This is a genomic window from Rhodopirellula sp. P2, assembly GCF_028768465.1.
In the GTDB taxonomy this organism is placed as follows: domain Bacteria; phylum Planctomycetota; class Planctomycetia; order Pirellulales; family Pirellulaceae; genus Rhodopirellula.
Genome location: NZ_CP118225.1, coordinates 4545162 through 4569887, shown reverse-complemented (window position 1 = coordinate 4569887; position 24726 = coordinate 4545162). Strand labels below are relative to the sequence as shown.

20 protein-coding genes are annotated in these 24726 nt (G+C 56.1%); 2 read left to right on the top strand and 18 right to left on the bottom strand.

What is annotated here, in order from left to right; translation table 11 throughout:
- Window position 1: 1 nt before the first annotated feature.
- The 15 genes from PSR62_RS16160 to PSR62_RS16090 all read right to left on the bottom strand — a co-directional run bounded on the left by PSR62_RS16160 (window position 2) and on the right by PSR62_RS16090 (window position 16369).
- Window positions 2-286 (bottom strand): ArsR/SmtB family transcription factor, encoded by a 285-nt coding sequence (locus PSR62_RS16160; RefSeq protein ID WP_443217434.1) that lies wholly within the window; start codon window positions 284-286, stop codon window positions 2-4.
- Window positions 287-484: 198 nt separating this feature from the next.
- Window positions 485-1759: a putative sensor domain DACNV-containing protein gene (locus tag PSR62_RS16155; protein ID WP_274404035.1), complete on the bottom strand. Its 1275-nt coding sequence runs from the start codon at window positions 1757-1759 to the stop codon at window positions 485-487.
- 471 nt (window positions 1760-2230) lie between these two features.
- Window positions 2231-3520, bottom strand: coding sequence for a DUF1593 domain-containing protein (locus tag PSR62_RS16150; RefSeq protein ID WP_274404034.1), 1290 nt, complete (start codon window positions 3518-3520; stop codon window positions 2231-2233).
- On the bottom strand, window positions 3517-4908 hold the full coding sequence (locus tag PSR62_RS16145; protein ID WP_274408241.1) for a DUF1593 domain-containing protein: 1392 nt from the start codon (window positions 4906-4908) through the stop codon (window positions 3517-3519). Before PSR62_RS16145 ends, PSR62_RS16150 begins: the two co-directional genes overlap by 4 nt.
- A 117-nt stretch (window positions 4909-5025) precedes the next feature.
- Window positions 5026-5907 (bottom strand): NAD-dependent epimerase/dehydratase family protein, encoded by an 882-nt coding sequence (locus PSR62_RS16140; RefSeq protein ID WP_274404033.1) that lies wholly within the window; start codon window positions 5905-5907, stop codon window positions 5026-5028.
- A 254-nt stretch (window positions 5908-6161) separates the two neighbouring features.
- A complete protein-coding gene (locus PSR62_RS16135; RefSeq protein WP_274404032.1) occupies window positions 6162-7559 on the bottom strand; it encodes a DUF1593 domain-containing protein in 1398 nt (465 codons plus the stop codon).
- The gene (locus tag PSR62_RS16130; RefSeq protein WP_274404031.1) at window positions 7556-7984 is read right to left on the bottom strand and encodes a nucleoside hydrolase-like domain-containing protein; all 429 of its coding nucleotides are present in this window, start codon (window positions 7982-7984) and stop codon (window positions 7556-7558) included. Before PSR62_RS16130 ends, PSR62_RS16135 begins: the two co-directional genes overlap by 4 nt.
- A gap of 78 nt (window positions 7985-8062) precedes the next feature.
- Window positions 8063-9505, bottom strand: coding sequence for a DUF1593 domain-containing protein (locus PSR62_RS16125; RefSeq protein WP_274404030.1), 1443 nt, complete (start codon window positions 9503-9505; stop codon window positions 8063-8065).
- A complete protein-coding gene (gene rbsK / locus PSR62_RS16120; RefSeq protein WP_338020208.1) occupies window positions 9502-10434 on the bottom strand; it encodes a ribokinase in 933 nt (310 codons plus the stop codon). The genes PSR62_RS16125 and rbsK overlap by 4 nt, the downstream gene beginning before the upstream one ends.
- A gap of 13 nt (window positions 10435-10447) precedes the next feature.
- Window positions 10448-11419, bottom strand: a complete 972-nt coding sequence (locus tag PSR62_RS16115) for an ABC transporter permease (RefSeq protein ID WP_274404028.1) — start codon at window positions 11417-11419, stop codon at window positions 10448-10450.
- Entirely contained in the window at window positions 11413-12948 is a 1536-nt protein-coding gene (locus tag PSR62_RS16110) for a sugar ABC transporter ATP-binding protein (protein ID WP_274404027.1), read from the bottom strand. Before PSR62_RS16110 ends, PSR62_RS16115 begins: the two co-directional genes overlap by 7 nt.
- Window positions 12945-13601 carry a DUF2291 domain-containing protein gene (locus PSR62_RS16105; protein ID WP_274404026.1) on the bottom strand — a complete coding sequence of 219 codons (657 nt, stop codon included), beginning with the start codon at window positions 13599-13601 and terminating at the stop codon, window positions 12945-12947. The genes PSR62_RS16110 and PSR62_RS16105 overlap by 4 nt, the downstream gene beginning before the upstream one ends.
- Window positions 13598-14587, bottom strand: coding sequence for a D-ribose ABC transporter substrate-binding protein (locus PSR62_RS16100; protein WP_274404025.1), 990 nt, complete (start codon window positions 14585-14587; stop codon window positions 13598-13600). Before PSR62_RS16100 ends, PSR62_RS16105 begins: the two co-directional genes overlap by 4 nt.
- Before the next feature lie 42 nt (window positions 14588-14629).
- Complete coding sequence (gene rbsD, locus PSR62_RS16095; RefSeq protein ID WP_274404024.1) at window positions 14630-15037, bottom strand: D-ribose pyranase; 408 nt, start codon at window positions 15035-15037, stop codon at window positions 14630-14632.
- Between the two features lie 162 nt (window positions 15038-15199).
- The gene (locus PSR62_RS16090) at window positions 15200-16369 is read right to left on the bottom strand and encodes a zinc-dependent alcohol dehydrogenase (protein ID WP_274404023.1); all 1170 of its coding nucleotides are present in this window, start codon (window positions 16367-16369) and stop codon (window positions 15200-15202) included.
- Window positions 16370-16534: 165 nt separating this feature from the next.
- On the opposite strand from PSR62_RS16090, the gene PSR62_RS16085 reads away from it, so the two are divergent.
- Window positions 16535-17404, top strand: a complete 870-nt coding sequence (locus PSR62_RS16085; protein WP_274404022.1) for a helix-turn-helix domain-containing protein — start codon at window positions 16535-16537, stop codon at window positions 17402-17404.
- 168 nt (window positions 17405-17572) lie between these two features.
- On the opposite strand, the gene PSR62_RS16080 is transcribed toward PSR62_RS16085, so the two are convergent.
- The 3 genes from PSR62_RS16080 to PSR62_RS16070 form a co-directional block, all read right to left on the bottom strand.
- Complete coding sequence (locus PSR62_RS16080) at window positions 17573-18787, bottom strand: type II secretion system F family protein (RefSeq protein WP_274404021.1); 1215 nt, start codon at window positions 18785-18787, stop codon at window positions 17573-17575.
- 104 nt (window positions 18788-18891) lie between these two features.
- Window positions 18892-20583: a GspE/PulE family protein gene (locus PSR62_RS16075; protein ID WP_274404020.1), complete on the bottom strand. Its 1692-nt coding sequence runs from the start codon at window positions 20581-20583 to the stop codon at window positions 18892-18894.
- Complete coding sequence (locus PSR62_RS16070; protein WP_274404019.1) at window positions 20580-23537, bottom strand: secretin N-terminal domain-containing protein; 2958 nt, start codon at window positions 23535-23537, stop codon at window positions 20580-20582. Before PSR62_RS16070 ends, PSR62_RS16075 begins: the two co-directional genes overlap by 4 nt.
- Window positions 23538-23857: 320 nt before the next feature.
- On the opposite strand from PSR62_RS16070, the gene map reads away from it, so the two are divergent.
- Window positions 23858-24655, top strand: coding sequence for a type I methionyl aminopeptidase (map, locus tag PSR62_RS16065; protein ID WP_274404018.1), 798 nt, complete (start codon window positions 23858-23860; stop codon window positions 24653-24655).
- The last annotated feature ends 71 nt before the right edge of the window (window positions 24656-24726 follow it).

The following is a 24726-nucleotide window of genomic DNA, read 5'->3' as shown; positions in this document are numbered from 1 at the left end:
GTTACAACTCGCCGACGAACGTTTTGAGTTGCTGCAACCGTTCGTCGTTGATGCAGTAGCAGACTTTGGGGCCATCCACTTCACCTTGAATCAATCCCGCTTCCTTCAAGATTTTGAGGTGCTGTGAGACAGTGGATTGAGCCAACGGCAACTGATTGACAATCTCGCCACACATGCAGGCTTCCCGACCAATCAGGAAGCGAACAATTTGCACCCGCGCCGGGTGCGCAATCGCCCAGGCAAGTTTGGCAAAGTCTTCTGCCGTGGGGTCGCTCTTCAGCTGCACTGGTGAAGCGTCGCAGGTTTTCTTCTTCGTTGCCTTTGCCAAATCTCAATCCTCGGAGTGACTCATCGTCGATAAGCGATTGACAATAGCTGCCTTTCGGCGTGTGGTCAACGGTTTCGCCTCTCCGCTCCAGTGATCGGAGGGTTGCACGCCACGATTGGGGCTCGGCGGTTCAACTGAAGTTTGCACAGATCGTCGTCAGGGAAGATACGGCCAGTAGGTCAATTGGTCGTTGTGGTGGGCAACAAAACGGACATCACCATCCTGCGAAACCACCACCGCGATCGCATGGTTCAACCCATTGACCAACCGGTAGGCAGACCGATGCCGGGTCCCCGCCGAGTCGGCTGGTTCCACCACGGTTTGATGGCCCTCAATGTCGATGGCACGGTGAATGTTTTGGACCGGTGTGTCACCCAGAATCTCACCACCAAAGCCAATCAATCGAAAGCTGTGATCCAGAATCAAGGCACCATCGACCGTCATCATGTCCGCGAGAAAATGACTGAAATCGATCAACTGATCATCGAAGCGTCGCAGTTCGGCGTCGCGGAACTGTTGGTAGTCGCTCCAAGTCAAAACGGCCAACTGCCGCGTCCTGGCGACTGCCAACGCCCGAGTCATCAAACGCTGCATCATTTCGTGGTAGAGCAGGGTCGAATCATCGGATTGAAATTGCACACGGAACCGCAACCATTGTTCACAGGTCCCATCCTCATGCGATCCATTTGGTAACACGACCATCAACCCACCGTGGCGACGGTTTCGAACCAGACGCAACACTCGCCGCACAACACTCTGCGCAAGGTCTCGCACGAACGATTCGCAGACTTTGGTCTTGCCTGCATCACCCGCGTGGTCCTCAGGAACACGACGCACGAGTTCTTCTCGGACACTGGCAAACCGGCTTGAGATCCAGGTGGACCGAAACGGATCAAAGCCATCAATCAACAACTGCCCTTGATTGGTTTCCAAAACACGCATGTAGCCCGATGACGCCACCAAATGCCCCGGCCGAATCGCATGAACGACCAAGTTGGGCGGCAAGGAAACACCATCGAACCGGCTGCCTTCGACTCGATTGACCCATTCGGTTCCCGTCACCACCAAGCCCCAGATCACCAGGGTTCCGTCTTCAGCGGTGGTGACAGCCAAGGCAGCGCGATAGAAATCCGCCGCCGCGTACAGTTTCCTCAAATTGTGGGGACTGAGCGTGGCAGGCTCAGAAAACGACAAAACATGAGGTCGAGACTGTTCGGTCGTGATCGATTTCAGGTGCGTGCGATTGGCGTAAATCACCCGACAACGAACCGGCGCGTCCTCTTCCCGCAACAAGCTGGCTTGATAGCAAACATCCAGCAACGAAACCAACGACGCGTTCGGAGGGAGCAAGTCCAACGGGAAACCTCGCGATTCCCACTGCTTTGAGAGAACCGACGCCATCTCGGCAGGATAAGAAGAGAACTGGTCCATGCTTTTCGCGGTCCCCGACAAGGCATATTTATCAAAGAGGCATCCATGCTGGTGCGTGCCTTTGTTGACAATGTCTAGATCGACCAACCTTCCACCGTCAACACCCAGCGAAAACCTGCAACAATCGTTCCGGAGAACTCACGCCAGTCTTCCTAGTGGGCTGTCAAAGCTAAAAGTGAGGGTTGATCGTAGTGGACGAGGCGACGAGTCCTGAACTGGCGTCAAATCCAAGGACTCGTCGCCTCGTCCACTACCCTAAAAACAAGTCGTGACAGACCACTAAGCAGGTCGGCTGGAATGATCGGGCACAACCATGTGAGCCGTTTGGGCGTTCGCCCCGGTTGCGCGTGAAAACCGTGGCTAACGCCAACGGCTCACATACCCGATGACACCTGCGTACCTGCTTAGCAATTCCATTCGAGGGGCACAAACACGGGGATTTGTCACAGACAATCGCTGTTGGGTCGTCTCTCAGGGAAGACAGCGATTCAACCGCGACTCAAAATCACGCAGGTAATCTTCCCGCCAACGATTGACCGTTTTGGCTCCTCTGTGAGGACCTTCCGATGACTTCATGGCTGGATCGTCCGTCCACCAATTCGGCAAGTCCGCTGACGGATCGTCGGCAAGCTCTGATGACGGGTTCACGACGGTGATCGATCCTCGCTGTCCATCCAGCTTTTTTGAATCGCTCTCGATTCGAAAGTCATATCGCTTGGCAGCCTTCGGACAAAACCGAAAATGAACTGCCGAGTCCTCGCCGAGGTGACCTTCCAAACGCTGGTTCTCGACCACCAAAACAGCCTTCGACGGAGCAGCGTTCGAGTCGATCGCGAGCACCAATTCCAAAACACCAAAGACTTCCATCTGATCACTTTGGACTGGCATACGGTCAAGACGCATCGTCGGCCGTTCCCAAGCCCGGACAAAGCGTCCACCCCAACTGGGTTTGGATGGATCCGATGGATCTCCGTGCAACAACCAAGCAACCGTGGGTGTGTCACCCATTTTGATGTCGGCCATTTGAAGCACAAAAAAGTCGCCCAGTTTCCCTCTGCCGGCGACCTTGGATCCAACGAAACGTTTGTTGCCCCAATCACCAGACTGGTTTCCGCCAACGAACCAGCCTCGGTAGGTGGAGTTGGATTCGATCATCCATAACTCCGGATGGTGATCGACGAGGTACTGGTACGCGTCAGCGGACCACTTCTTGTTCGGCCCGCCAATCCAGTGAACACGCAACTTTGGCAAGATGTCTGGCGCGTCATGCAGTGCCTGAGCTAAGTCCTCCAAACCACCCCACACCAAGACATGCAGGGGACGCGGATCCTCGCGGCGAGCGCACTCGACGATCCAGTTTGATCCTTCAGTCGATTTTCGAAAGCCCGCGTACGGAGCCCGCTCGGTTTCACCTTGTTTCGTGAGCGAGCGAAGTTGATCAGCGGCTGGATAGCGTTCGGAATGCGTCCTCAAATTGGGATAGTCCGCCTCATAGCAATCGATCACTCGCAGGATGTCGCTTTTTCGACCATCACCAAACGGCGAGGAAATGAGACCTTCGATGTCCAGCACATCAGCGTACAACAGCAAATGCACCATCGACTGGAAGTCATCCGGGTCCGTCCCGCCGATATCGGTCGAGACGATCACTCGATGAAGTTCGCTGACGCCAGAGGCCGGAGCATCCTGCGCAGCAACGTCCCGTTTCTGCACTACCGAAACGCCCAAAAACAGCAGACAAAGCAGCAAACGATTTGTCATTTCACCACATCCACAATCACACGGGCGTAGCGGGTCAGTCGAGGAGAACCATGATCCGTGACCGCCACGATGAAGTGCATCGTACCGGTGCCCGGTGGCATCACAGTCCGCGTCGGAACGGTGAACGAAGCCGTCACGTTGTCAAAGCCATTGATTGCGACAGGACGAGCATTCGTGCCACTCGAACAAAGAAAGCTTCCCGCTTCAGGGTAGTAGAACCATTCGTAGGACAGCAAATCGCCGTCGGGATCGCTTGATCCCTCCGCACTCAATTCGACGACCTCGCCTTTTTTCGCGGTCAGACGAGCGGCGTGAGCCAACTTCACAACGGGCGGATGATTCGCATCTTCGACTGATTGAATCGTCCAGTCCATTCGGGCGGCGAAGTCGTTTTGGTAAGCCTCCCGCCATCTCCAAATCGTTTCGTGGTTGCCTCGGTGCCAACGACCGTCTGTTCCCAACACTTCGTCTTCCGCGTTGGACCAAAACGGACGAGTCTCGGCCTGCAAGAACCACTTCTGCGTTCGCGGTGTGTAGAACTCGTAACGGCCGCCCCATCCACCCCAATCTGGATGTTCCGGTTCGTTCAAACCATTGTCGATCAAGTTCAGAAACGACGGAGTGTCGCCTTCCATCAGGTATTCCCAAAGCGGGTACTCTTTGCCAAGCGGTCCTTTGCGACGAATGTTTTTGTCGAGCCATTCATTGGTCACCAACGAGAAATCCGCTCCATCACAACGAGCGTGAAAGAAGTCGCCGCTGATCCCACTCCAAGTCGCATGCTGATAGGCTCCGCCGGGATAGAACCCTGGGCTGGCGACATAGAACAGATCCGGAAACTGCTCCCGTATCCACGGTCCGCTATCGTCCTGGTCCGAGATCGTATAGACGCGAATTTTCTGAATGAACGCTTTCAGTTCGTCCGCGTTGCGAGTCTCTCGCACCTTCCACAGTGACTGAGCCAGCACGCTTGGGCCGCCCCATGCCGTGACCCAGATCGGCCGCGGGTCATCGCGATCGACCGCCTCGATCAAATCGTTCGAAGCATCAGAGTCCTTGCCTTCACCAACACCTTGCATGCCATACACGGCAAGGCCTTCGGTCACGCGATTGAGAAGTTCGTCCTCCGTCGGGAACCCCGATTCGTGCTTTTCCAAGTTGTCACGAACCTCACCATAAGCTTTGACGATTCGGCGAATCCGATCCGGCGCGGTCCGCCGTTGCTGGTGCACCGAAGTCGTCGCGGCCAACCCCTCGATATCGATCTGGTTGGCATAGGTCAGCAAACGGACCAACGACATGGCGTCGTCCGGCTCATTTTCGATGTCAGTCAGAACAAAGAGACGAGGCTTGTCGGCGTTTGCAACCCTGGCGAACGCCGGAGTCACACAGAGAAAAAGCAACACAATTAAACGGGACAAAAACGGCACGGGACGTCCTTCCAAGTTGGGGGATGAGTGGTGGACTATTGACGAAGCGAGGTTTGATCGGCGGTGGGGAAAGCGTCATGCGTTTCTCCAGCGAGACTGCGGCGCAAAGCCCAACAACCCCTTCGCCTTGTCGATGGAATAGAACGTTTCGAACTCGCCCAACTCGCGTCGCTGCGGGACGCCAGCATAAAAATCCGCGATCACATCGGCACTCGGCATGCCAACCGAGGAATCTTCGTTCGCAACGTTGAACACTTGGTAACCCAGTCCATCCATTGCGAGCGCACAGTCGACGAAGTGACTCAGATCACGGGTGTCGATGTACGCAAAGAGGTTGCGACGCCGACACGCCGCATCGCCGCTCCAAACCGGGACCAGACTCGTGTACTCATGTGGCTCGATCACGTTGTTGATTCGCAAGGCGTAAATGTCGGTTCCCGATCGAGCTTGAAAGCTACGGCCGCAGACCTCGTTGCAGACCTTTGACATCGCGTAAGCGTCGTGCGGGACCGTGGGATGCTGTTCATCCACAGGGATGTATTCCGGTTTGACTTCCCCATGAGCAAAGCAGACCCCATAGGTGGTCTCGGACGAAGCAAACAGGACCTTGGGAATGCCGAGCTTCACCGCGGCCTCCAAGATGTTGTAGGTCGACGCTGTGTTGATGCGATAGCATTCCGGATCGGCCCGCAACTGAATGCGAGCCACGGCGGCGAAGTGAACCACGGCATCAAACTTGGGCGTTGAATTGCCCGACTCCAAATCATCGAAGCCAACGATTCCAGACATTGCTGAGAAGACTTGTCCCGCATCCGTGAGATCGACCGTCATGTCCCAAACGCCATCGATGTTGGCCGGCACGAGGTCCAGATTCATCACCGTGTGACCCTGGTCAGCCAGGTGCCTGACAACGTGGCGTCCCGCTTTGCCGGAACCGCCTGTGAAAAGTATTCGCATTTCCTGTCTCGCTGGTGTGGTGGCGGCATCAGCCGACCGATTGGTTGGAGAAATTGTGTTGTGTTCTCCGGCCACAAAAGGTGAAGATCGGATCGAAGCCAATCACCTCCCTTACGCCTCTATTTAATGAAGCAAGCCGGCAGGAGTCTTTCGGAACTGGAACTCTTGTGGCAAGCCTTGTTGCTCGCTTGCACAACCGGGGCGAATGCCCAAACGGCTCACCTGGTTCTGCCCGAGTGTTTCTACCGAACTGTTTACCGCACCTCCAAAATCATTCTGCGATAGGCGTGCAGGCTGGGCTGGCCGTCGTCATGAATCTCCAAAATCACATGAATCGTCTTACCCGCCGCGTCTTTTGGCACCGAGATTTTGGCGGTCTCGGAGGATGCGTCTTCCATCGAGACCTTCCCTTTGTAGGTGGATGGCTCTTGGTAGATCGACCATGAGTAGCTGATCGAATCGTTGTCTGGATCGCTGGTACCCTTCGCACTCAGCGAAACGCTCGCACTAGCCTCCGCGGACATTTGCATCACATCGCGAGTCCTGTCACCGTTCAAAACGGCAATCGGGTGATGATTCGCTTCGGAGTACTTGTTCGTGATGCTCCAATCCATCCGTGCTGCGAAGTCGTTGTTGTAGCCTTTGCTCCAGCGTTTGATCGCGCCGGTTCCATCGGATGTGTTTCCCCACATCTCGTAGGGATCGAACTGACGCTCTTCCCCCTTCACGCCCGACATGCTTTTGATGCCGGTCTTCTTTTGGAAGCTGAATCGTCCGCCCCAACCGCCTTGGTCGATCTGGTCGGGATCGTTCAGGCCATTCGGATAAACGTGCATGAACGCAGGCGAATCACCTTCGGTCGCCCACTTGGTGTCCGGATAAACGGCGCCCAGCGGTCCATGACTTTGAATGTCATTCTGTTGGTAGTCGCCATTCTTTGGCGGCTGCCAACCGTAAACCTTCGTTGCTCGTATGTAGAAAACTTGCGGGTAGTTTTTGGCAATCCACGCTCCCGCGTCATCTTGGCCGAGAATGTCGTAGACGCGCAGCTTTGAAAGAAACTTCTCGAGTTCGGCTTTTGATCGTGTCTTGCGGACTTTCCAGATCGCTTGAGCGACATTGTTGTTGCCGCCCCAACCGCCGATCCAAATCGGGCGTGGATCATCCTTGTCCGCCGAGGCGATGATCATGTCCGATCCGGGCGAGTCTTTGTCATCGCCCACATCGCTCATGCCATAGCCGAGTTGTCCCATGACCGAGATCGAACGCAGATAGTCCGGTGTCGGGAATCCGTCCGCGTGAACTTTGAGGTTGTCGTAGCATTCGCCGTAAGCATCAACGATTTTGTCCAGCATCTTGGTGTTGCTCTGCGTCTTCTTCCAGCATCCGGTGGAAACGACGAGACCTTCGATGTCGAATTCGTTGGCACTGACCAGCAATCGAACCAACGACTGATCATCGTCTGGGTCGGCACCCAAATCGGTCGTCACGATCATTCGAGGTTTGGAATAGTCGGCCGAGGAGGCCGTTGTCAGACCGAAGACAACCGAAATCGTCAACGCTCGAAAGAGAATGGTGTGGATCATGGGGATGGTCAAAGCATCGAAGTGAGGGATGAATTTCTGCTTGTCTTGTTGTCTGGTCAATTTCATTGACACTCGTTGACAACTCGCTGATACCGGGTCATTTGGGGCGTGCCACTGTCGGTCACTTCGCAAATCACATGAACGGTTTTGCCATTTGCATCGCTGGATGCAACGAATTCGGCTTGCGGTTGATTTGCATTGGAGATCTCAATCGTCCCGTCGTAGGTGTCAGCTTCGGTGTGCTGCCACCAGTGATACTGTGAACTGGAAGTGACGATGCCTTCGATGTCGAACTCATTGGCGTACAACAAGAATCGAACCATCGAACATTCGTCATCAATCTCACCATCCGTGGTGACCAAAATCCGAGGCCGCTCCACCGCCTTGGCAATGTTGGGCATTGCGGTGGAAAAGAGACAAAGACCTCCCATCCAGACACAGATGCACAAATTGCGGAAATGGGATTGGTTGAGTTGGCTGCGCATCATCATGGTGTCACTCGTGGGGAGAAGGGTGTCACTTGTCTGCGTCGGATTGCGGCCTGTCGATTGCCTTGTAATTGGTCTTCGTTAGGGTTGAACCGTCACGATCACTCGCTTGTATCGGGTGAGCCTTGGCGTGCCGCGATCGGTAACCTTCAGGATGAAGTGCATCGTTTCCGGTTGGTCGACTTTCGGAGCCGTGCGGGTCACCTGGTAAACGTTTTCTGGCGACTGACCGATATCCAGGTCGAGCGGTGTCGATCCTGCTTCGGGGTAGTCCATCCACGTGTAACGGAGACTGTCACCGTCGGGATCGGTTGTTCCCCACGCATCCAAACGGAACTGTTCGCCCGATTTCACATTCAGCGTTTCCGCATGGGCGAGGGCTGGCACAGGCGGATGGTTGGCTTCTTCATAGCTCGCAACGCACCAATCCATTCTGGCGGCAAAATCGTTCTGAAAGTCATCTCGCCACCGCCACAATGTGACCCGGTTTCCAGTGAACGTTTCATCGCTGGGCTTTTCAGCACGCTTCTGATCATGAAACAATCGCGGTCGATACGCGTCGCTGGCGTTGCCCCAGATGGGACGCGTCTCGGCGAGGATCGGCACGCCTCCCTGCACCTCACGGCCAACCTGGATCTCATCATCGCTGGGCTGGCCAAGTTCGTAGCGTCCGCCCCATCCACCGAAGTCCGGGCGTTCGGAAACGTTCAAGCCATTGGGAATCAACCCCAGGAAAGCGGGCGTGTCACCTTCAACTCCCCAGGCAACATCGGGATATTCCGCTCCCAGCGGACCATGGCCTTGCTGGATGTGAATGGCCAACCAAGTGTTGCTGATCGTTGTGTTGTCGATGCCCTCCACGACCTGATTGATCGCGCCCCAAGTCGAGCGTTCGTAACGTCCGGGGCTGACGATGTATTGCAGATCCGGGAATTCGTTTCGCAACCAAATCCCAGAATCGTCTTGGTCAGAGATCGTGTAGACACGAAGCTTCTTGACCAGACGTGTGACGTCCTCGGCCGGTCGAGTCTTGCGAAGTTTGTGCAGGGACTGCGCAAGCGTATTGGGGCCTCCCCATACCGAAATCCAAAGTGGCCGTTCATCATCGCGATCGAGTAATTCGATGATGCGCTGCGAACCAGGGGAGTCCTTGTCGTCACCGACTCCGTTCATCCCGTACAGAGGCAACCCTTTGGTGACCAGTTTGTGCAACGCATCCGCGGTAGGAAATCCAGGTTCGTGCTTCAGAAGGTTGGGTTGGACTTTGCCATACGCGTCAATGACACGCCGAATGGACTCCGGAGCCACTCGATTTTTCTGGTGCACCGATGTCGTTGCCACAATCGCTTGAATGTCAATCGAATTGGCGTAAAGCAGCAGTCGAACCAGCGACTGGGTGTCGTCCGGGTCCGCTTCGATGTCGGTCAGCACAACCATTCGCGCTTTCGCAGTTGAGCCGTCATCAGCCGCAGCAAACGAGGACGTCGCCAGGAGAACCATCAAGAGTCTGAAGAGTTTTTTCATGCAGTGTTCTCAGCTTGCTTCCAGCGATTGATTTCATCGAGCGAAGGAAAGGATGTTTGAGTGCCGACGCGTGTGACCGAGATGGCCGCAACGATCCCAGCACGAGTGGCAGCGTCGGCCAAAGACATTCCTTCGGCGAGCGAGACCGCCAATGCCCCGGTGAAGGCATCGCCGGCCCCGGTGGTGTCGACCGCTTTGACGGGTGAGGCAGGAATGAGGGAGATCCCCGATCGGTCGAGCACCAAAACGCCTTCGCCGCCCATCGTCAGTGCAACTTGTCGAACGCCACGTTGCCTCAACTGTTCCGCAGCGGCAGCACAGTCAGCCTGTGTCTCCACACTGCAACCCGTGATGGCGGCGATCTCGGTCTTGTTGGGGACACAAACATCGCAAAGCGAAAGCAGTTCATCCGAAACAAGTTCCGCGGGTGCCGGAGTCAGCATCGTCAGGACGTTGGCCGCACGAGCCAGTTTGAATGCTTCGAGAGCCGCCTCCACAGGAGTTTCCAATTGACAGATCACCACATCGGAATCGGCGATGATTGCCTGGGCCGATCGAACATCAGCCGCGGTCAGTTCGGCGTTCGCTCCGGCGACAACGATGATGCAGTTCTCAGCGTCATCATCCACCAAAATCGCGGCCGTGCCTGTAGGCTGGTTTTTGGAATGTTGAATGAAGGACGTGTTGATTCTGTCTGCTCGGTAGGCGTCAATGGCCTGAGTCGCGAAGCCATCGTTCCCGACGCGAGCGACAAAGGCGACTTCGGCACCGAGTCGGGCGGCGACGACCGCTTGGTTCGCACCTTTGCCACCCATGCCTTGATGCAGCGAATGTCCGGCAAAGGTTTCGCCAGGCACGGGCAATCGCGGTGTGCGAAACGTCAGATCCACATTGGCCGAACCAACGACGGTGATCTTCGGGCGTGTCATTGTGTCTGTCATCTTATCGGTCCCTTTGACTCATACGGTCCACGGCGACGGCGGCCAGGATCACGAATCCCTTGACCACTTGTTGCCAAAAAGGGGAAACGTTTAACAGAAAAAGGCTGTTGTTCAACACACCAATGATCAGGCAACCGAGCACGGTCCCCATGACGCTGCCTCGTCCGCCCGACAGGGATGTTCCACCAATCACGACGGCGGCGATGGAATCCAGTTCGTACCCCAACCCTGCGTTGGGTTGAGCCGAATCCAGTCGAGCGGTCACGATGAGTCCCGCCACTCCAGCGAGCAAACCACCGAGCGTGTAGACCGCGATTTTGATCCGATCGACCGGCAATCCTGTCAACAACGAAGCGCGTTCGTTGCCGCCAACCGCGTACACATGCCGGCCAAAACGAGTTGTCCGGGTCAGCAGCACAAACACGCCAACCAATGCACCGGTGATCCAAACCGGAACCGGAATCTGCAGGAACACGCCCGTGCCGATGGCACCGAACGATGAACCGAGTCCCGTGACCGGGAACCCACCCGTCCACAACATCGTCAAACCACGAGCGATGCTGAACATTCCCAGCGTGGCGACAAACGGCGGAAGCTTGAAACGAGTCACCGCGACTCCATTGAATAACCCCGCGGCGGAACCGACCAATAGTCCAGAAACAATGGATCCAAAGACCGTGAACTGCAACTTCACGCCAAGCGGTTCGAGCATGATGCCGTTCTTCAGCAACCCTGCCGCCACGGCGCCGGACAATGCGAGGATGGCACCGACCGACAAGTCGATTCCGCCGGTCAAGATGATCAACGTCATCCCGATCGAAAGGCTGAGGTTGACTGAGATTTGTCTCAGAATGTTCAGCCCATTCTCGGGCGTAAAGAAACTGTCCGACAAGAAACTCATGGCGATCAGCATCACCACCAATGCAATCAGCGATTGAAATTTCGCGAGGTGTTCGCGTTTGTTTTCTAACATGGAATCGAGTTCCTTCTCGGCAAAGCCGCTTGCAGGATGTTTTCCTCGGTGGCCTTCGCCCGGTCGAATTCTTGGGTTGCACGCCCTTCGCACATCACCAAGATCCGATCCGAAACCGCCATCACCTCGGGCAATTCCGATGAAACCATGATCACGGCCAATCCGTCGGCCGTCAGTTCATTGATGAGCGAGTAGATTTCATTCTTGGCATGGATATCGATCCCGCGAGTGGGCTCATCGAGCATCAACACGGCAGGTCCCGTCGCCAACCATTTCGCCAAGATCACCTTCTGCTGGTTGCCACCACTCAAATTGATGATCTTCTCACGCAGCGACGGCGTCTTCACACGAAACCGTTCCAAAAAATGCCGTGTGTGCTCGCGTTCTCTGCCACGATCGAGGAACCCAAACCGTTCGGAATGCTTCAGGCTCGCCAGACTCGCGTTTTCACCGACGGACATCGACAACACCAAACCATCCTGCTTTCGGTCCTCGGGGACCAACGCCAAACCATGGGAGATCGCATCGGCGGGGTTTTTCAATCGAACACTTTGGTCGTGCATGCTCACCTGCCCGGTCGACGCCGTCGGGTGCAGTCCGAACAAACACTCCAGCAATTCCGTTCGACCCGCCCCCATCAATCCAAAGATGCCCAGCACTTCGCCTTTGCAAACGTGCATGTTGACTTCGTGCACCAGATAGTCACCGGGGCGAGTCGGATGACGGAGCGAGATCCCTTCGGCACGAAGAACCGGCTGATTGTTGGAGGACGACTGCTTGGAAAGGATTTTCACATCTCGTCCAACCATCATTCGAACCATTGCGTCGTGACTGAGCTCACCAAACTCGGCCGTGCCGATCAAACAACCATCACGCATCACGACAATGTCGTCAGCAATCTGTTCGAGTTCTTCCAAGCGGTGAGTGATATAAACGATCGCAACGCCCTGCTTCTTCAGATCAGCGATGCATCGGAACAGAACCTCCGTCTCGCGTTCGGTGATTGCGGATGTGGGCTCATCCATGATCAGGATACGAACGTTGCCAGCCAACGCGCGAGCAATCTCAACCAACTGTTGTTGACCGACTCGCAGTCGCCGGACGGGCGTCGTTGGCGACACGTCGAGTTCCAAACGTTTCAACCACTCGGTTGCTTGACGGTTCAGTTCGGTGTAGTCAATCAGCGTTTCGAAACGAAGCGGCTCACGGCCAAGGAAAATGTTTTCGGCGACGGTGAGATCGGGCACCAAACTCAGTTCTTGATGGATCATCGCAATGCCATGATCCTGCGCGTCGCGTGGGCTGGTGAAATGAACCGGTTCACCCTGCAACAGCAACTCGCCTTCGTCGGGCGGTTGCACTCCCGCCAAAATTTTCATCAACGTCGACTTGCCCGCACCGTTTTCACCGAGCAACGCGGTCAAACGCCCTGCCCTCAGAGTCAGGTCGACGCCGTCCAACGCTTTCATACCTGGAAACAGCTTCAATATCTGCTTGGCCTCAAGCACCACGTCATCGGAGACGATCATTTCGCCTCCACGATGAAGGGGACCACTTTCAATGGTTGAAGATCAGAGTCCTCATCGTTGACTTGGACACATCCGGTGAATCGCACTTCCGCACCGACCGTCGCGATCTCTCGAAGCGTTGGCAAGACATTCGCTTCAATCCGGCGGTTCAGTTCCGTGGAAATGGCGTTGAAGTCCTGGGTGTTATTGAAGTCATTCACGTCCAGCAAACCTGTGCCATCGCGAACCGTGTTGCCGAAGAGGATGCCCGCTTCCAAAATCACTTCCGTCATTTCCGAATCAGGGGAGATCGCCAATCCAATGAAATTCTTTTCAACGGAGACAACTCGTCCGACACCGGTGACGTGGTAGAAGTACGATTGACTCAGTCCAACCTGCCGTCCGTGTTGTTGACGGGCTTTGGCCGGATCAGCTTTGACTTTTGCGACCAACGTGGCGGCATCGACCGCGGCTGATTTCGAAGGAAGCAGCTCGCTGTCCCAGAACGTATTCACGAACTTCACTGGATCGAACTTGGCCGCAGTCGCTTTCGCGTTGGCCTTGTTCGCATCTTCCAGTGAAACGATGTGGAATAGCGGTAACCGATACAACAGCACCAAGGCACCGACCACGAAGACAAACCGGATGATCCACTTTCGTTGACGCAAAATCACTCCGAACCTGCTTGTCCAAAGTCACCGTACTTCGATGCGTTGCCTTGGTGAACCAATTCCACAGCGACCGGAACCTTCTGCGACAGATCGTGATCGCCGTTCAGGTACTTGTCGGCATACTCCGCCGCGGTTTTGGCCATCAGTTTTGGAAACTGCATGCCCGTCGCGACGATCTTGCCTTCTTGGATCATTGCCACCACATCATCGGCCCCATCGAAGCCAAAGATCTTGACCTGCTCCGCTTTGCCAGCCGCTAACAAAGCTTGATAGGCCCCCATTGCCATCGCGTCGTTGCCACAGAAAACCGCTTTGATATCGGGATTGGCCTGCAGGATGGCTTCCATCACTTCCAACGCCTTGGCGCGATCAAAGTCGGCACTTTGCTGCGCCACCATCTTCAGATCCGGATAGCGATCGACCACACTATGAAATCCATCCGATCGATTCGGGGTGTTGTTGTCGCCCACCAAACCGAGCAGCTCGGCGTAGTTGCCCGACTCCCCCACCTCTTTCACGAAGTGCTGCCCAATTGCAACGCACCCGGAGTAGTTGTCCGACAGGATTTGCGAAACGGCAGCGTCGGTCGTGTTGATTTCTCGGTCCATGCAAAACACGGGCAGATCGGCTTCTTTCGCGCGTCGCACGTTGGCGATGGAACCATCCGCATCGGTTGGATTGAAGAGCACCGCCGAGTACCCCGACGCGATCACGTTGTCAAAGTGTGCCGTTTCCTTCGATGGATCGTTCTGCGAGTCAAATATCACCGCGTCGTAGCCGAGCTCAATGGCACTGTCTCGAGCGGATTCGGCAAGCACGACGAACCACGGGTTGTTCAATGTCGAAACGATCACTGCCACTCGCTTGGGCTCGTCCAAGCCAGCAGAACTGCCGGAGGGTTTCGTTTCGCTGCGACATCCGCTGATCACGAGTGCCAACGCGCACACGAACAATGTCGCGAGTCGTTTGGATTGGTTGCATGAGCTCATCAAGAATGTCTCGATCAAAAGTTGTGGGGGATAACTTCGACGTCAAAAGACAACGCCGGACTTTAAGATGACGTTCGCATACGGGGTGCATTCTCCGGTGCGAACGATCGCCTCGCTGACCTGGGTTCGTTGTTTGAATTCCACGTGCAAAACCTCTGTGATCTTCGGTGCCATTCGATGAGCTTCGAAGAGTTGCATCATCTGTTCAAAGACGCCTTGATTGTGGTCATGAATCTCGCTAGCAATCACGATCTCCTCCACCTTCAACTCGCTCAAGATTGCATCCAGCGTTCGCAAGAACGTCGGATACCCTTCCTCGATCGCCAAATCAATCCGCTTCACTCCGGTAGGGATCGGCAACCCGGCATCACACAACGTGATCGACGCGGTGTGCCCGATCCGACTGATTTCGTAGCTCAGTTCGCTGTTGAGTAGTCGGGTGCGTTTCATGAATTTTGCGAAAGATTCAGATGATGGGACGAGGCGGTGAATTCGTGGTGTGGCTGGCGGGGTTCAAGCAGCTGAATGCGGGGTGACCACTTCAATGAGAAGCGACAGAAAGATGCGGAAACGAAGGCTTCCAGTCATCAGGCAAAGACCCGCGGAAACGGCTCAGCTTTGGTGCGGAATCACTTCGATTTTACAGCATTCGTCAAAGTCGGTGACCGTTCCGAACTTGTCCACCAATTCGTCCAAACCAAATCGATGTGTGATCAACGATGCAAAGTCGTAGCGATCGGATTGCTGGTGCAGAATGTTCAACACCGGACGCCAATCCGTTCCGCAGTGGAACACCGAATGGATGTGCAAGTTCTTCGAGCTGATGTGTCGCATCACGTCCAAAGCGACTGGTTTGCCGAGATCCACCCAGTTGCCAACTTCGATCACGGTGCCGCCCTTGCGGACCATTCGAAGTGCCTCGATGAATGCTTCGGGTTCACCTGCTGATTCAATCACCAGATCAGGTCCGACGCCTTCGGTCATGGCTTTCACCTGTTCGATGCGTTCGTCGGTTGAAACCTTGGCCGCATTGATCGTGACGTCGGCGTAAAGACTTTTCGCCTTCGCCAACCGAAGCTCCGAGAGATCCGTCGCGATTCGTAAACCGGCACCATGAATGCTGGCCATGATGCCGTGAAGAATTCCCAGGGGACCGTTGCCGAGCACAGCCACTGACATCCCAGGGCCGAAACCTTCATTGACGGGTGCAAACGGACCTGCCGCGCGAGCCAAACTGTGATACGCGACGGCCATCTCTTCCACAAACACGGCGACGTCGGTCGACATCTCATCAGGGACTTTGAACAGATGCGTTCCAGGTCGGATGTACATGTACTCCGCAAACCCACCCCGCAGGTAAGGCAGCGTGTCCGCATTGGGATGCAACCCGTAGGCTTGGATCTGATTCAAACAGGTCGTGTTGTTGTAGTGTTTTCGACAGTAGTAGCAGTGACCGCAGTTGACCTCGACAGCGATCGCAACCCGGTCGCCCACTTTCAGCGGTTGCTTGTCGTAGTCCATCACCTTCGCTGCGTTGTCGCCAATCTCGACCAGCGTACCGATCACCTCGTGACCACCGACGTAGGGAAAGATGGACTTCCCGCGAAGTTCCGTTGCCTCACCTTTGAAGATGTGGCGGTCGGTTCCACAGATCCCCGACATGTCGACTTTCAAAATCGCTGAATCATGATCCAGCGTCGGAAACGGATAGGTCCGCATCTCAGTGACACCGGGTGCCGTCATGGCAACAGCACGCACGGATTCGGGTTTTGCTACGCTCATGGATGAAGTCCTGAGAAAAGGCGGAAGAGGCCGACGGCGGAATTGCCACACCGTTCAAATCGCTCGCCCCAATCACTCGGTACGATTGATCTCTGGGCCCAACTTACACCAGAAATCCGCACAGTCTCCCTCGAAAACGGTCGCAACTTGCACTATCCTGAGATTATGCGGCATTTTGATACCCAACGACCTGAGTTTGCTCCCTACGGCTTCACTTGCGAGCTCTGGGAACCCGTGCCGATGCCGCGGCCGGATCGTCACGACGAGATCGAGATCAATTTTCTCGATTCCGGGTCGCTGACCTACCTGATCGGCGGCAACCGTGTCACGGTGGAAGCTCGATCGCTGACGCTTTTCTGGGCCGCCGTTCCTCACCAAATCGTGGAGTTTCGCGATGTCACGCACTACTACGTGATCACGATCCCCTTTGGATGGTTCCTGCAATGGGGACTGCCTGAGAGCTTGCAAACCCAGTTGATCGTGGGCAGCATTTTATCGGAGAACTCGGATGAAAAGACGTCGGCTCGTGACAGTTCCTTGTTCGAGCAATGGCATGACGACCTGTTGAAATCACCCGATGAATTTCGCGACATTGTTTTGTTGGAGTTGAAAGCAAGATTGCTACGTCTGGCCCGATCGCATTTGAAGAATCCAGTGACCTCGCCTGGTGACCGGGACGCCAACGCGAACCAGTCATCACCCAACCTGGCGAAAGCCGAAGTGATGGCGTGCTACATCGCTCGCAATTTCAAGTCGCGATTGCAGATCAAAGAGATCGCGGATTGCGTGGACCTTCATCCAGACTACGCATCCACCCTGTTTCGGAAAACGTTTGGGGCGACACTGAACGGGCTGATCACTCGCCACCGTGTCGCCGAAGCTCAACGTTTGCTCGTGTCGAGCAACGACCAGATCATCGACATCGCGTTTGCCGCTGGGTTTGATTCACTGAGCCGTTTCAATCGAGCGTTCAAAGAAACGACTGGCATGACTCCTCGTGGCTTCCGGAAGGAATGCCGCTTCAATCATCGTTGATGCGGTCATTCATCCTGGCAACCAACCGTGCGTCCAAGGTTGCCAACCACGGACGTTGAGAAAGTCAAAGCCACACCCGGAAGCCTTCTTCGCAGAGTGCTCGGCTTGGTGATCCCTCCATGACTGACCGCAGTTGTGGCTCCACCTGGCCCGCCGCCGCGCTGCCAGCTAGAGGCTGGTGCTGCTTTTGAGGACAGGCACGAGCAATGCCATCACGACACCAAGAACAAGAATTGCCATCACCAGCAACATGATTGGTTCGAGCAAACGCACGAACAAGTCGAGCCGCCGGAACGTTCGTTTCTCCAACGAGTCGGCGATTTCAGGCAGCACTCGGTCCAACGAGTTGCTCTCTTCACCCACGCTGATCATCTCCACCACCGAAATCGGAAAGTAGCCTGATTGGCGAAGTGGTTTCGCGAGGCTTTCCCCACTGCGAATGTTTTCACTCGCGTCCGCAATCGATTGACTGAGCAATCGATTGCCGGTCGCAGTCCGGCTGATGTCCAACGATTTCAGAATCGGCACGCCGTTGGCCAGCAACGTTCCCAGCACCCGGCAGAACCGAGCGACGGAGAGGTTCATGAGGATGTCACCCAGCACGGGGACCTTCAGCTTGAGCTTGTCAAACATGTCTTGTCCGCGATCGGTTTGCAGTTGTTGGCGAACGAAGAGGATCACCCCCACCGCCACAACCATCAGGATCCATCCGTAGCCTTGAAGAAAGTTACTGAAGCCCAGCAAGGCTTCTGTCATCGCTGGCATCTCGCCCTTCTGCCGCAATCGATCAAACAGCATGTCGAACTTGGGCACAAAGAAAACCAACAAGGCTGAGATCACCACACTCCCGATGGTGAACAAGAACACCGGGTAGGCCATCGCGCTAACGGTGCGTCCCTTGAGGTCTTCTTGCAGTTCAGTGAAGACGCCAACGCGGTCCAAAGCGTCTTCCAGGAACCCACCTTCGGTCCCGGCACGCACCATGTTGACGGCCATGTCGCTGAACACGCCGGGATAGCGAGCCATGGTGTCGCCGATCGGTTCACCGTCCTCGACCCGCCCTCGAATCTCGGCCAAGACTTCCCCGAGAACCGGCGTGCTGGATTGTTCCCCGAGAATCGTGAGCGACCGAATCATTGGCACGCCACTTCGCAGCAACGATGCCATTTGTCCGTAGAAGGTGGCCATCACCTGACCTTTGACCTTCTTGCGTTTGGTTCCAAAGATCGCAAACGCCGAACCGGAGGTTTGTTCCGTGATCTTGGTTGGGAACAAATCACGTCCCGTCAGCTGCGAAGTCGCTTCACGCTGCGACCCGGCCTCGAGCGTTCCTTGGACGCTCTTTCCAGTCATGTCTCGGGCGGTGTATTGAAACGTTGGCATAGTGACAAAGCGGCGGGAAGCAGACGGGCGTGATGAAGGCAGGGAGCTTTTGAATCGGGGGCGAAACGCCCGGACAACTTGGAGGACGGTCAGCAAGGCACGGGCTAAAGCGCCTCGCCCTTGGTAACACGCAGGACCTCTTCAACGCTGGTCACACCAGCGACGACTTTGTCCCAGGCATCCATCCGAAGCGTTCGCATGCCTTCCTTGACAGCTTGTCGTCGGATGTCCCAGCTGCTGGCACGGTTCTGAGCCATCTCGCGAATTTGCTCGCTGCTGACGAGCAGTTCGTAGATCCCCAGACGACCGGAGTAACCCACGTTGCGGCACTCCCGACAACCGACGCTGCGAAAGATTTCTTTGCCTGCGATCTCATCCCAAGGAAAATCCTTCGGCAAATCGTCTTGCTCCGGAATGAATGACTCTTTGCAGTGCTGGCACAACCGTCGCAGCAGACGTTGAGCCATCACGGCTTCCACCGTCCCGGCGACCAAAAACGGTTCCACGCCCATGTCAACCATCCGCGTGAAGGCACCAGCGGCATCGTTGGTGTGCAAGGTGCTGAACACCATGTGCCCGGTCAGCGATGCCTGGGTGGCGTTCTCAGCCGTTTCCAAGTCACGAATTTCGCCGACCAGCACGATGTCGGGGTCGTGACGCAGAATGCTCCGAAGCGACGCGGCGAAGGTCAACCCGATCTTGGAGTGAACCTGGATCTGGTTGATGCCATCGAGCTGATACTCAACGGGATCTTCCGTCGTGATGATTTTGTTTTCGGGGCTGCGGATTTCCAACAGACTGCTGTACAGCGTCGTTGTTTTACCACTCCCGGTCGGCCCGGTGACCAACACGATCCCGTGCGGCAATTTGATCAGCTGGCTGAATCGATCGTAGATCTCTTTGGACATTCCCAGTCCCTGCAGATCAAACACCATCGACGATTTGTCGAGGACACGCATGACCAGGCCTTCGCCGTGAATCATGGGGATCACGCTGAGACGAATGTCGACTTCCCGGCCGTGCACCCGCAGTTTGATCCGGCCGTCTTGCGGCAGTCGCTTCTCCGCAATGTTCAACCGAGCCATGATCTTCAAGCGGCTGATCATGGCAGCTTGGAAACGGTTGATCTCAGGGGGCACAGGTTGAGGGTGCAAGATCCCGTCGATCCGGTACCGGATGACCAGCCCGTCCGACTGCGATTCGATGTGAATGTCACTGGCACGCGAATCAACGGCTTCAATCAAAATCTCGTTGACCAGTCGAACGACCGAGGCCTCTTGAGCCATTTCGGAGAGTTCACTGCCGTCGGTTTCGATGCCTTCGAGCAATTCGACTTCATCATCGCCGGCGGCGGCGACCAACCCCTCCACCGTTTCGCTACCGACACCGAGGTGTTTCTTCACCAACCGGCTGATCTCGGCCCGCTCGGCCACGACGGGAACGACGGTTTTGCCGGTCGTCGCGCAGGCCTCATCCAGGGGATACAGGTCAAACGGGTCTGCGGTCGCAACCAGCAACGCCCCGTCTTCCCAACCGATTGGGAACATGGAGTGGCGGTAGATCAGCTTTTGTGGGAAGCCCTCGAGGGCCGACAAATCGATTTCCGATGTTCGCAAGTCACGAAATTCCAGCCCAACCTCGTCAGCAATTGCCGACAAGGCAGCGCGTGCCGTGACGTATCCCAACGTGACCGCATTGTCGACGACCGATTGAGGGTCGCCGTTGCGGCTTTGTTCCAATTGCTGGGGCGTCAGCAGTCCGCGTCGTTGCAGAATCTCGCCAGCATGCATGATCATCTTCCTCTTCCTCCGCCTGTTTGTCCGCCGCGACCACCGCGACCTGTGTCACCTCCACCGCGCCCCGTGCCACCGCGGCCGGTGTCACCGCCACGTCCGCCGATGCCTCCTGGAGCACCACCACCGCCGCCAAACCGCGATCGGAAGAACTCAATTCGCCGCTGCACATCTTCGGCGGAGGAACCCGTCGGTGCGGCACTGGAAGTTCCACTGCTGGAACTTCCCGAGGTCGACGTTGCCGTGGTGGCTTTCACACCCAGCATGGACTCCAACGCTTGTTGTAGCACTTCTGCGCGGACACCACCTGCGATTGGCATCACAACCGTCTGTTCTTCTTGTTCCATCCCTTGTTGATCCAAGATTTCAACGAGTTCCTGAACCTGTTGGAAGTCTTGCGGCGTGGCTGTGACAACCAAAGAGTTGCTGCGTTCGTCCACGGCGACAATGATTTTTGTCGGTTCACTCTTGGCTTTCTCGGCTGTTCCACCACCGCCTCGTCCGCCCCGGCCACCACCTCGGAACGCATTGATGATGTCCTCTGGTGATGGCTGGCGACCACCACCTCCGCCTCCTGCACTTTGCTCTTGGAACATTTTCTCGGCGAAGACGGCTTTCACGAGCGTCGCGACATCCGCTGCTTCTTGATAGATCACGGGGATCAACCGGGGCTGTGGCACTGTGCGAACCAACTCGGGACTTTCTTCTTGGTCAATTTCCCGAATGACCAACCGGATGAATTCCAAGTCAGCCGGACTGGCCTGAACGATCAACGAGTTCAGATGGCCATCGGCAACAATGTTGACGCTGCCTCGACTGGTCAAAATCGAACGACTGCTGGAGACCTCTTCGCCTCCACCGCCGCCCATTCCGAGCAAACCGCCGAGCATCCCACCGCCGAGACCGCCCATCACCGATTCGGTGAGAGATCCGGAGGAAGACTCTGATCCGCCAAGCACGCTGGCAACGAGTTCCGATGCCACTTCGGCTTTGATGAATTTCAGACGAAAGATCGTCGGCAGATCACTCGCCATTCCCGACGATGTGCTGATCGAGCTGAGCAATTGCTCAAACGCATCGAGTGCTTCGCTGTCTTTCGACGCGATCACCAAACCCGCCGGAGTCATCTGCACGACAATCTCAGCACCCGCGTGAGGATTCGCGAACTCATCTTCCAACAACGTGGGGCCAGCGATAGGGGCTTGGGATTCCACTTCGGTCTGATCTGAACCGGCCGATGTGTTGACATCGAAATCGTCCAATGCTCGCACCAAGTACTGGTCATCTGCTCTTGAATCACGGCGATTCCACGACGCTTCTTGATCAAGGTCACGCGGTCGCGGTTGGCCAATCGGCTGTGTGTTTCGGCTGCCATCTTGCAGCTGATCGTCCTCCGAAGAAGTTGGCACGATCACTCGCAAGCGATTCTCTCGCCCAGTCATCGGCCACAAGCTTTCCAATTGCCGCAGCGTTTGGTTGGCCGATGATCCACTCATCGGCAGAACGCGAACGTTCTCGCCCAACCCGCCTGCCAGTGGATCGTTTTCCAGTTCATCGATCAGCCGCTTCACAGTTTCGATTTGGGCTGTTGTTCCGCGAACCCAGAGACGTCCTGTTTCCGGGTCGCCGTCGACCGTGGGACCTTGCCCGCCAGCCTCGGTGACACCGAAGAATTTGTTGATCGTCAGCAATGCGTTGGCGGGTTCCAGCCGACGCAGATTGATGATGGCGAAGTTATCGCCATCGCCTTCGAGTTCCGCGATCGTTTCGGCGATCAAGGCTTGAGTTTCTGGGCGCGCCGACGCGACAATCACCCCGCGTTTGGTATCCAGCGCAATCCGAGTTTCTGGCGTGCCAGCCAACATGGTCTGCAGCACATCAAATGCGGTTTGCATGTTGGCCGAAGCGACCGAGTGCGTCTTCAACACCGGTTTGATGATTTCGACTTCTTCTGCGTCTTCGCTGCCCGGCATCGCCTTGTCGGCTTTCGTAAAAATGCTTTTCAGCAGCGACAACTTGGCGGGGGATCCCGTTGCAAAGACCCGGTCGCCGTACAGCGAAACCGAGATGCGAAGGTCATCACCGAGGTTCACGCCCGGTTCCAAACCAACCAACGGACGGGCGACTTCTAGAATTTCTTCTGCGGCCCGATGTTGAAGCGTGATTTCAACCACGCTGGACTGAGCTTCCTCAGCAGCGGACAACACGGACTCGATCGTTCTTAGCTTCCCCACGGTCTCGGTCACGACGACTTGGCGTGCTCCGGCCAACACGTTGATTCGTCCCCAGGGACCAATGATCTGGGCCAGTTCTTCACGTGCTTCCTCGGGCGACAACCCGCCGAGAGGGAAGACACAGCGAACAATGTCGCTGTTGCCGCGCTGATCGAAGGTGTCGGGAGTGACCAATTCGGCCATCTCGCTGATCAGCTTCTCTGCATTTTCGGCTTCGAGGTCAACCAGCAGCAGCATGCGTCCTCGGCGAACCACTGCCCAACCTCGGTCCAGCAACAGCCGATTGATCAGATCCAGGCCTTCGCCGACGGAATAGGTTTGAGTGGGGTCACTGAAGTTGACCGTCCCGGCGGGCGACCCATCCATTTGCAAGGACAAGTCCGCTTGTTCGGAGAACCAACGAAGCACATCCGCCCACGGTGCTCCCGAAAAATTGAAGCTCAGTTCTTTGTCAGCGCTGGGAACCGAGGTTGCCGGAGCGGATTGGATCGGGCCAGCGGGCATGTCCACGCCGGCGTCTTGAGCGCCGGCCGAACCTGACGCCAGGACCAACATCCCCGCCACGGCCACCCCTCGTATTGAGAATTGCGTCCAGCGAGATCGCCCGCGACCGGTTTGACAAAGGTCAACGTCGCTCGACAATCGGTTCCAACCACTGGCATTGGAACTTTGGGAAGACAAAGCATTCGCGGCTTGCGTCGCGTTGGGAACAATTCGATTCATTTCGATAGATAAGATTTAGGATCGAGCTGGACGAAGCGGAAATCGTTTGCCTGGACTCGGGTGTCAGGATAGTTGCCCGAAAAGCAACGGCACGAGTAAATGGTCTCGTTCCGTGATGAACCAACCCCTCCTGGCCACAAAAGTTCCGACCGGGAGCGTTCCTGATCGAGCAATTCGCTGGATTGTGCCAATCATTCCGCCTCCGGTCCCCCCACGGGCTGGCATCTGGCCGCAGATTGGGTTTGCCGCCTTCCCAAACCTGCTATGCTGGCACTCGCCCCTGACGGCCCCCATCAACCGAACCAGCACAACTTAGAAGCATGCTGACCAAGCAACGAAAACTGATCCTGACTGACATTCAGCGCGACATGATGCGGGCCGCAGGCCAAGCCAATGCTGCACTGATGGACTTCATACGGCCGCATGTCAAACCCGGCATCACAACGGGGAAACTTGACCAAATGGTCCACGACTGGACCTACGGCCACGGGTACCGAGCGGCAACACTGGGGTATCAGAAGTTCCCCAAAAGCTGTTGCACCAGCGTCAACGAAGTGATCTGCCACGGGATTCCCGATGATTACGAGTTGCGCGAGGGCGACATCATCAACGTCGACATCACCACCGTCGTGGACGGCTGGCACGGTGACCAAAGCGAGACGTTTTTGATGGGCGAAGTCAGCGATGAAAAACGAGCGGTGACCCAGTGTGCGTTTGATTGCATGCATCTGGCCATCGACGCGTTGACCCCCGGATGCCGGGTGTCAACGATCGGCGAAGCCGTCGTTCCCGAATCCGAAGGGCGTGGATTCACGGTCGTTCGCGAATACGTCGGTCACGGGTTGGGCAAACAATTTCACCTCGACCCTTCGATTCCTCACTTCCCGAACCGCCAAAGCCGAATCGATCGCTTGTTCCCGGGCATGTGCTTCACGATCGAGCCCATGATCAACGCCGGTTCGCGTTACACCCAGTGTGACAAGGCAGACGGGTGGACAGTCCGAACCAGAGACGGACGCCCGTCGGCTCAGTTTGAACACTCGATTCTGATGACCGAAGAAGGCCCTGAGATCCTGACGCAAACGCAAGACGGTCCCCGCAAGGGTCACCAGTTCTAAGCATTCGAGGTTGTCCCTCGCTCACGCGTTTTGAAGTTGTGCTCCGGGGTGTGATTTTAGTCACGGGAGTG

Bases quoted from the DNA above. Each gene is read 5' to 3' on its own strand.
- PSR62_RS16100 (WP_274404025.1), bottom strand. From the start codon at position 14,587: ATGAGCTCATGCAACCAATCCAAACGACTCGCGACATTGTTCGTGTGC.
- PSR62_RS16155 (WP_274404035.1), bottom strand. From the start codon at position 1,759: ATGGACCAGTTCTCTTCTTATCCTGCCGAGATGGCGTCGGTTCTCTCA.
- PSR62_RS16085 (WP_274404022.1), top strand. From the start codon at position 16,535: ATGCGGCATTTTGATACCCAACGACCTGAGTTTGCTCCCTACGGCTTC.
- PSR62_RS16070 (WP_274404019.1), bottom strand. From the start codon at position 23,537: ATGAATCGAATTGTTCCCAACGCGACGCAAGCCGCGAATGCTTTGTCT.
- PSR62_RS16135 (WP_274404032.1), bottom strand. From the start codon at position 7,559: ATGAAATTGACCAGACAACAAGACAAGCAGAAATTCATCCCTCACTTC.
- PSR62_RS16125 (WP_274404030.1), bottom strand. From the start codon at position 9,505: ATGAAAAAACTCTTCAGACTCTTGATGGTTCTCCTGGCGACGTCCTCG.
- PSR62_RS16110 (WP_274404027.1), bottom strand. From the start codon at position 12,948: ATGATCGTCTCCGATGACGTGGTGCTTGAGGCCAAGCAGATATTGAAG.
- PSR62_RS16140 (WP_274404033.1), bottom strand. From the start codon at position 5,907: ATGCGAATACTTTTCACAGGCGGTTCCGGCAAAGCGGGACGCCACGTT.
- rbsK (WP_338020208.1), bottom strand. From the start codon at position 10,434: ATGACACGCCCGAAGATCACCGTCGTTGGTTCGGCCAATGTGGATCTG.
- PSR62_RS16150 (WP_274404034.1), bottom strand. From the start codon at position 3,520: ATGACAAATCGTTTGCTGCTTTGTCTGCTGTTTTTGGGCGTTTCGGTA.
- PSR62_RS16090 (WP_274404023.1), bottom strand. From the start codon at position 16,369: ATGAGCGTAGCAAAACCCGAATCCGTGCGTGCTGTTGCCATGACGGCA.
- map (WP_274404018.1), top strand. From the start codon at position 23,858: ATGCTGACCAAGCAACGAAAACTGATCCTGACTGACATTCAGCGCGAC.
- PSR62_RS16075 (WP_274404020.1), bottom strand. From the start codon at position 20,583: ATGATCATGCATGCTGGCGAGATTCTGCAACGACGCGGACTGCTGACG.
- PSR62_RS16080 (WP_274404021.1), bottom strand. From the start codon at position 18,787: ATGCCAACGTTTCAATACACCGCCCGAGACATGACTGGAAAGAGCGTC.
- rbsD (WP_274404024.1), bottom strand. From the start codon at position 15,037: ATGAAACGCACCCGACTACTCAACAGCGAACTGAGCTACGAAATCAGT.
- PSR62_RS16115 (WP_274404028.1), bottom strand. From the start codon at position 11,419: ATGTTAGAAAACAAACGCGAACACCTCGCGAAATTTCAATCGCTGATT.
- PSR62_RS16130 (WP_274404031.1), bottom strand. From the start codon at position 7,984: ATGATGATGCGCAGCCAACTCAACCAATCCCATTTCCGCAATTTGTGC.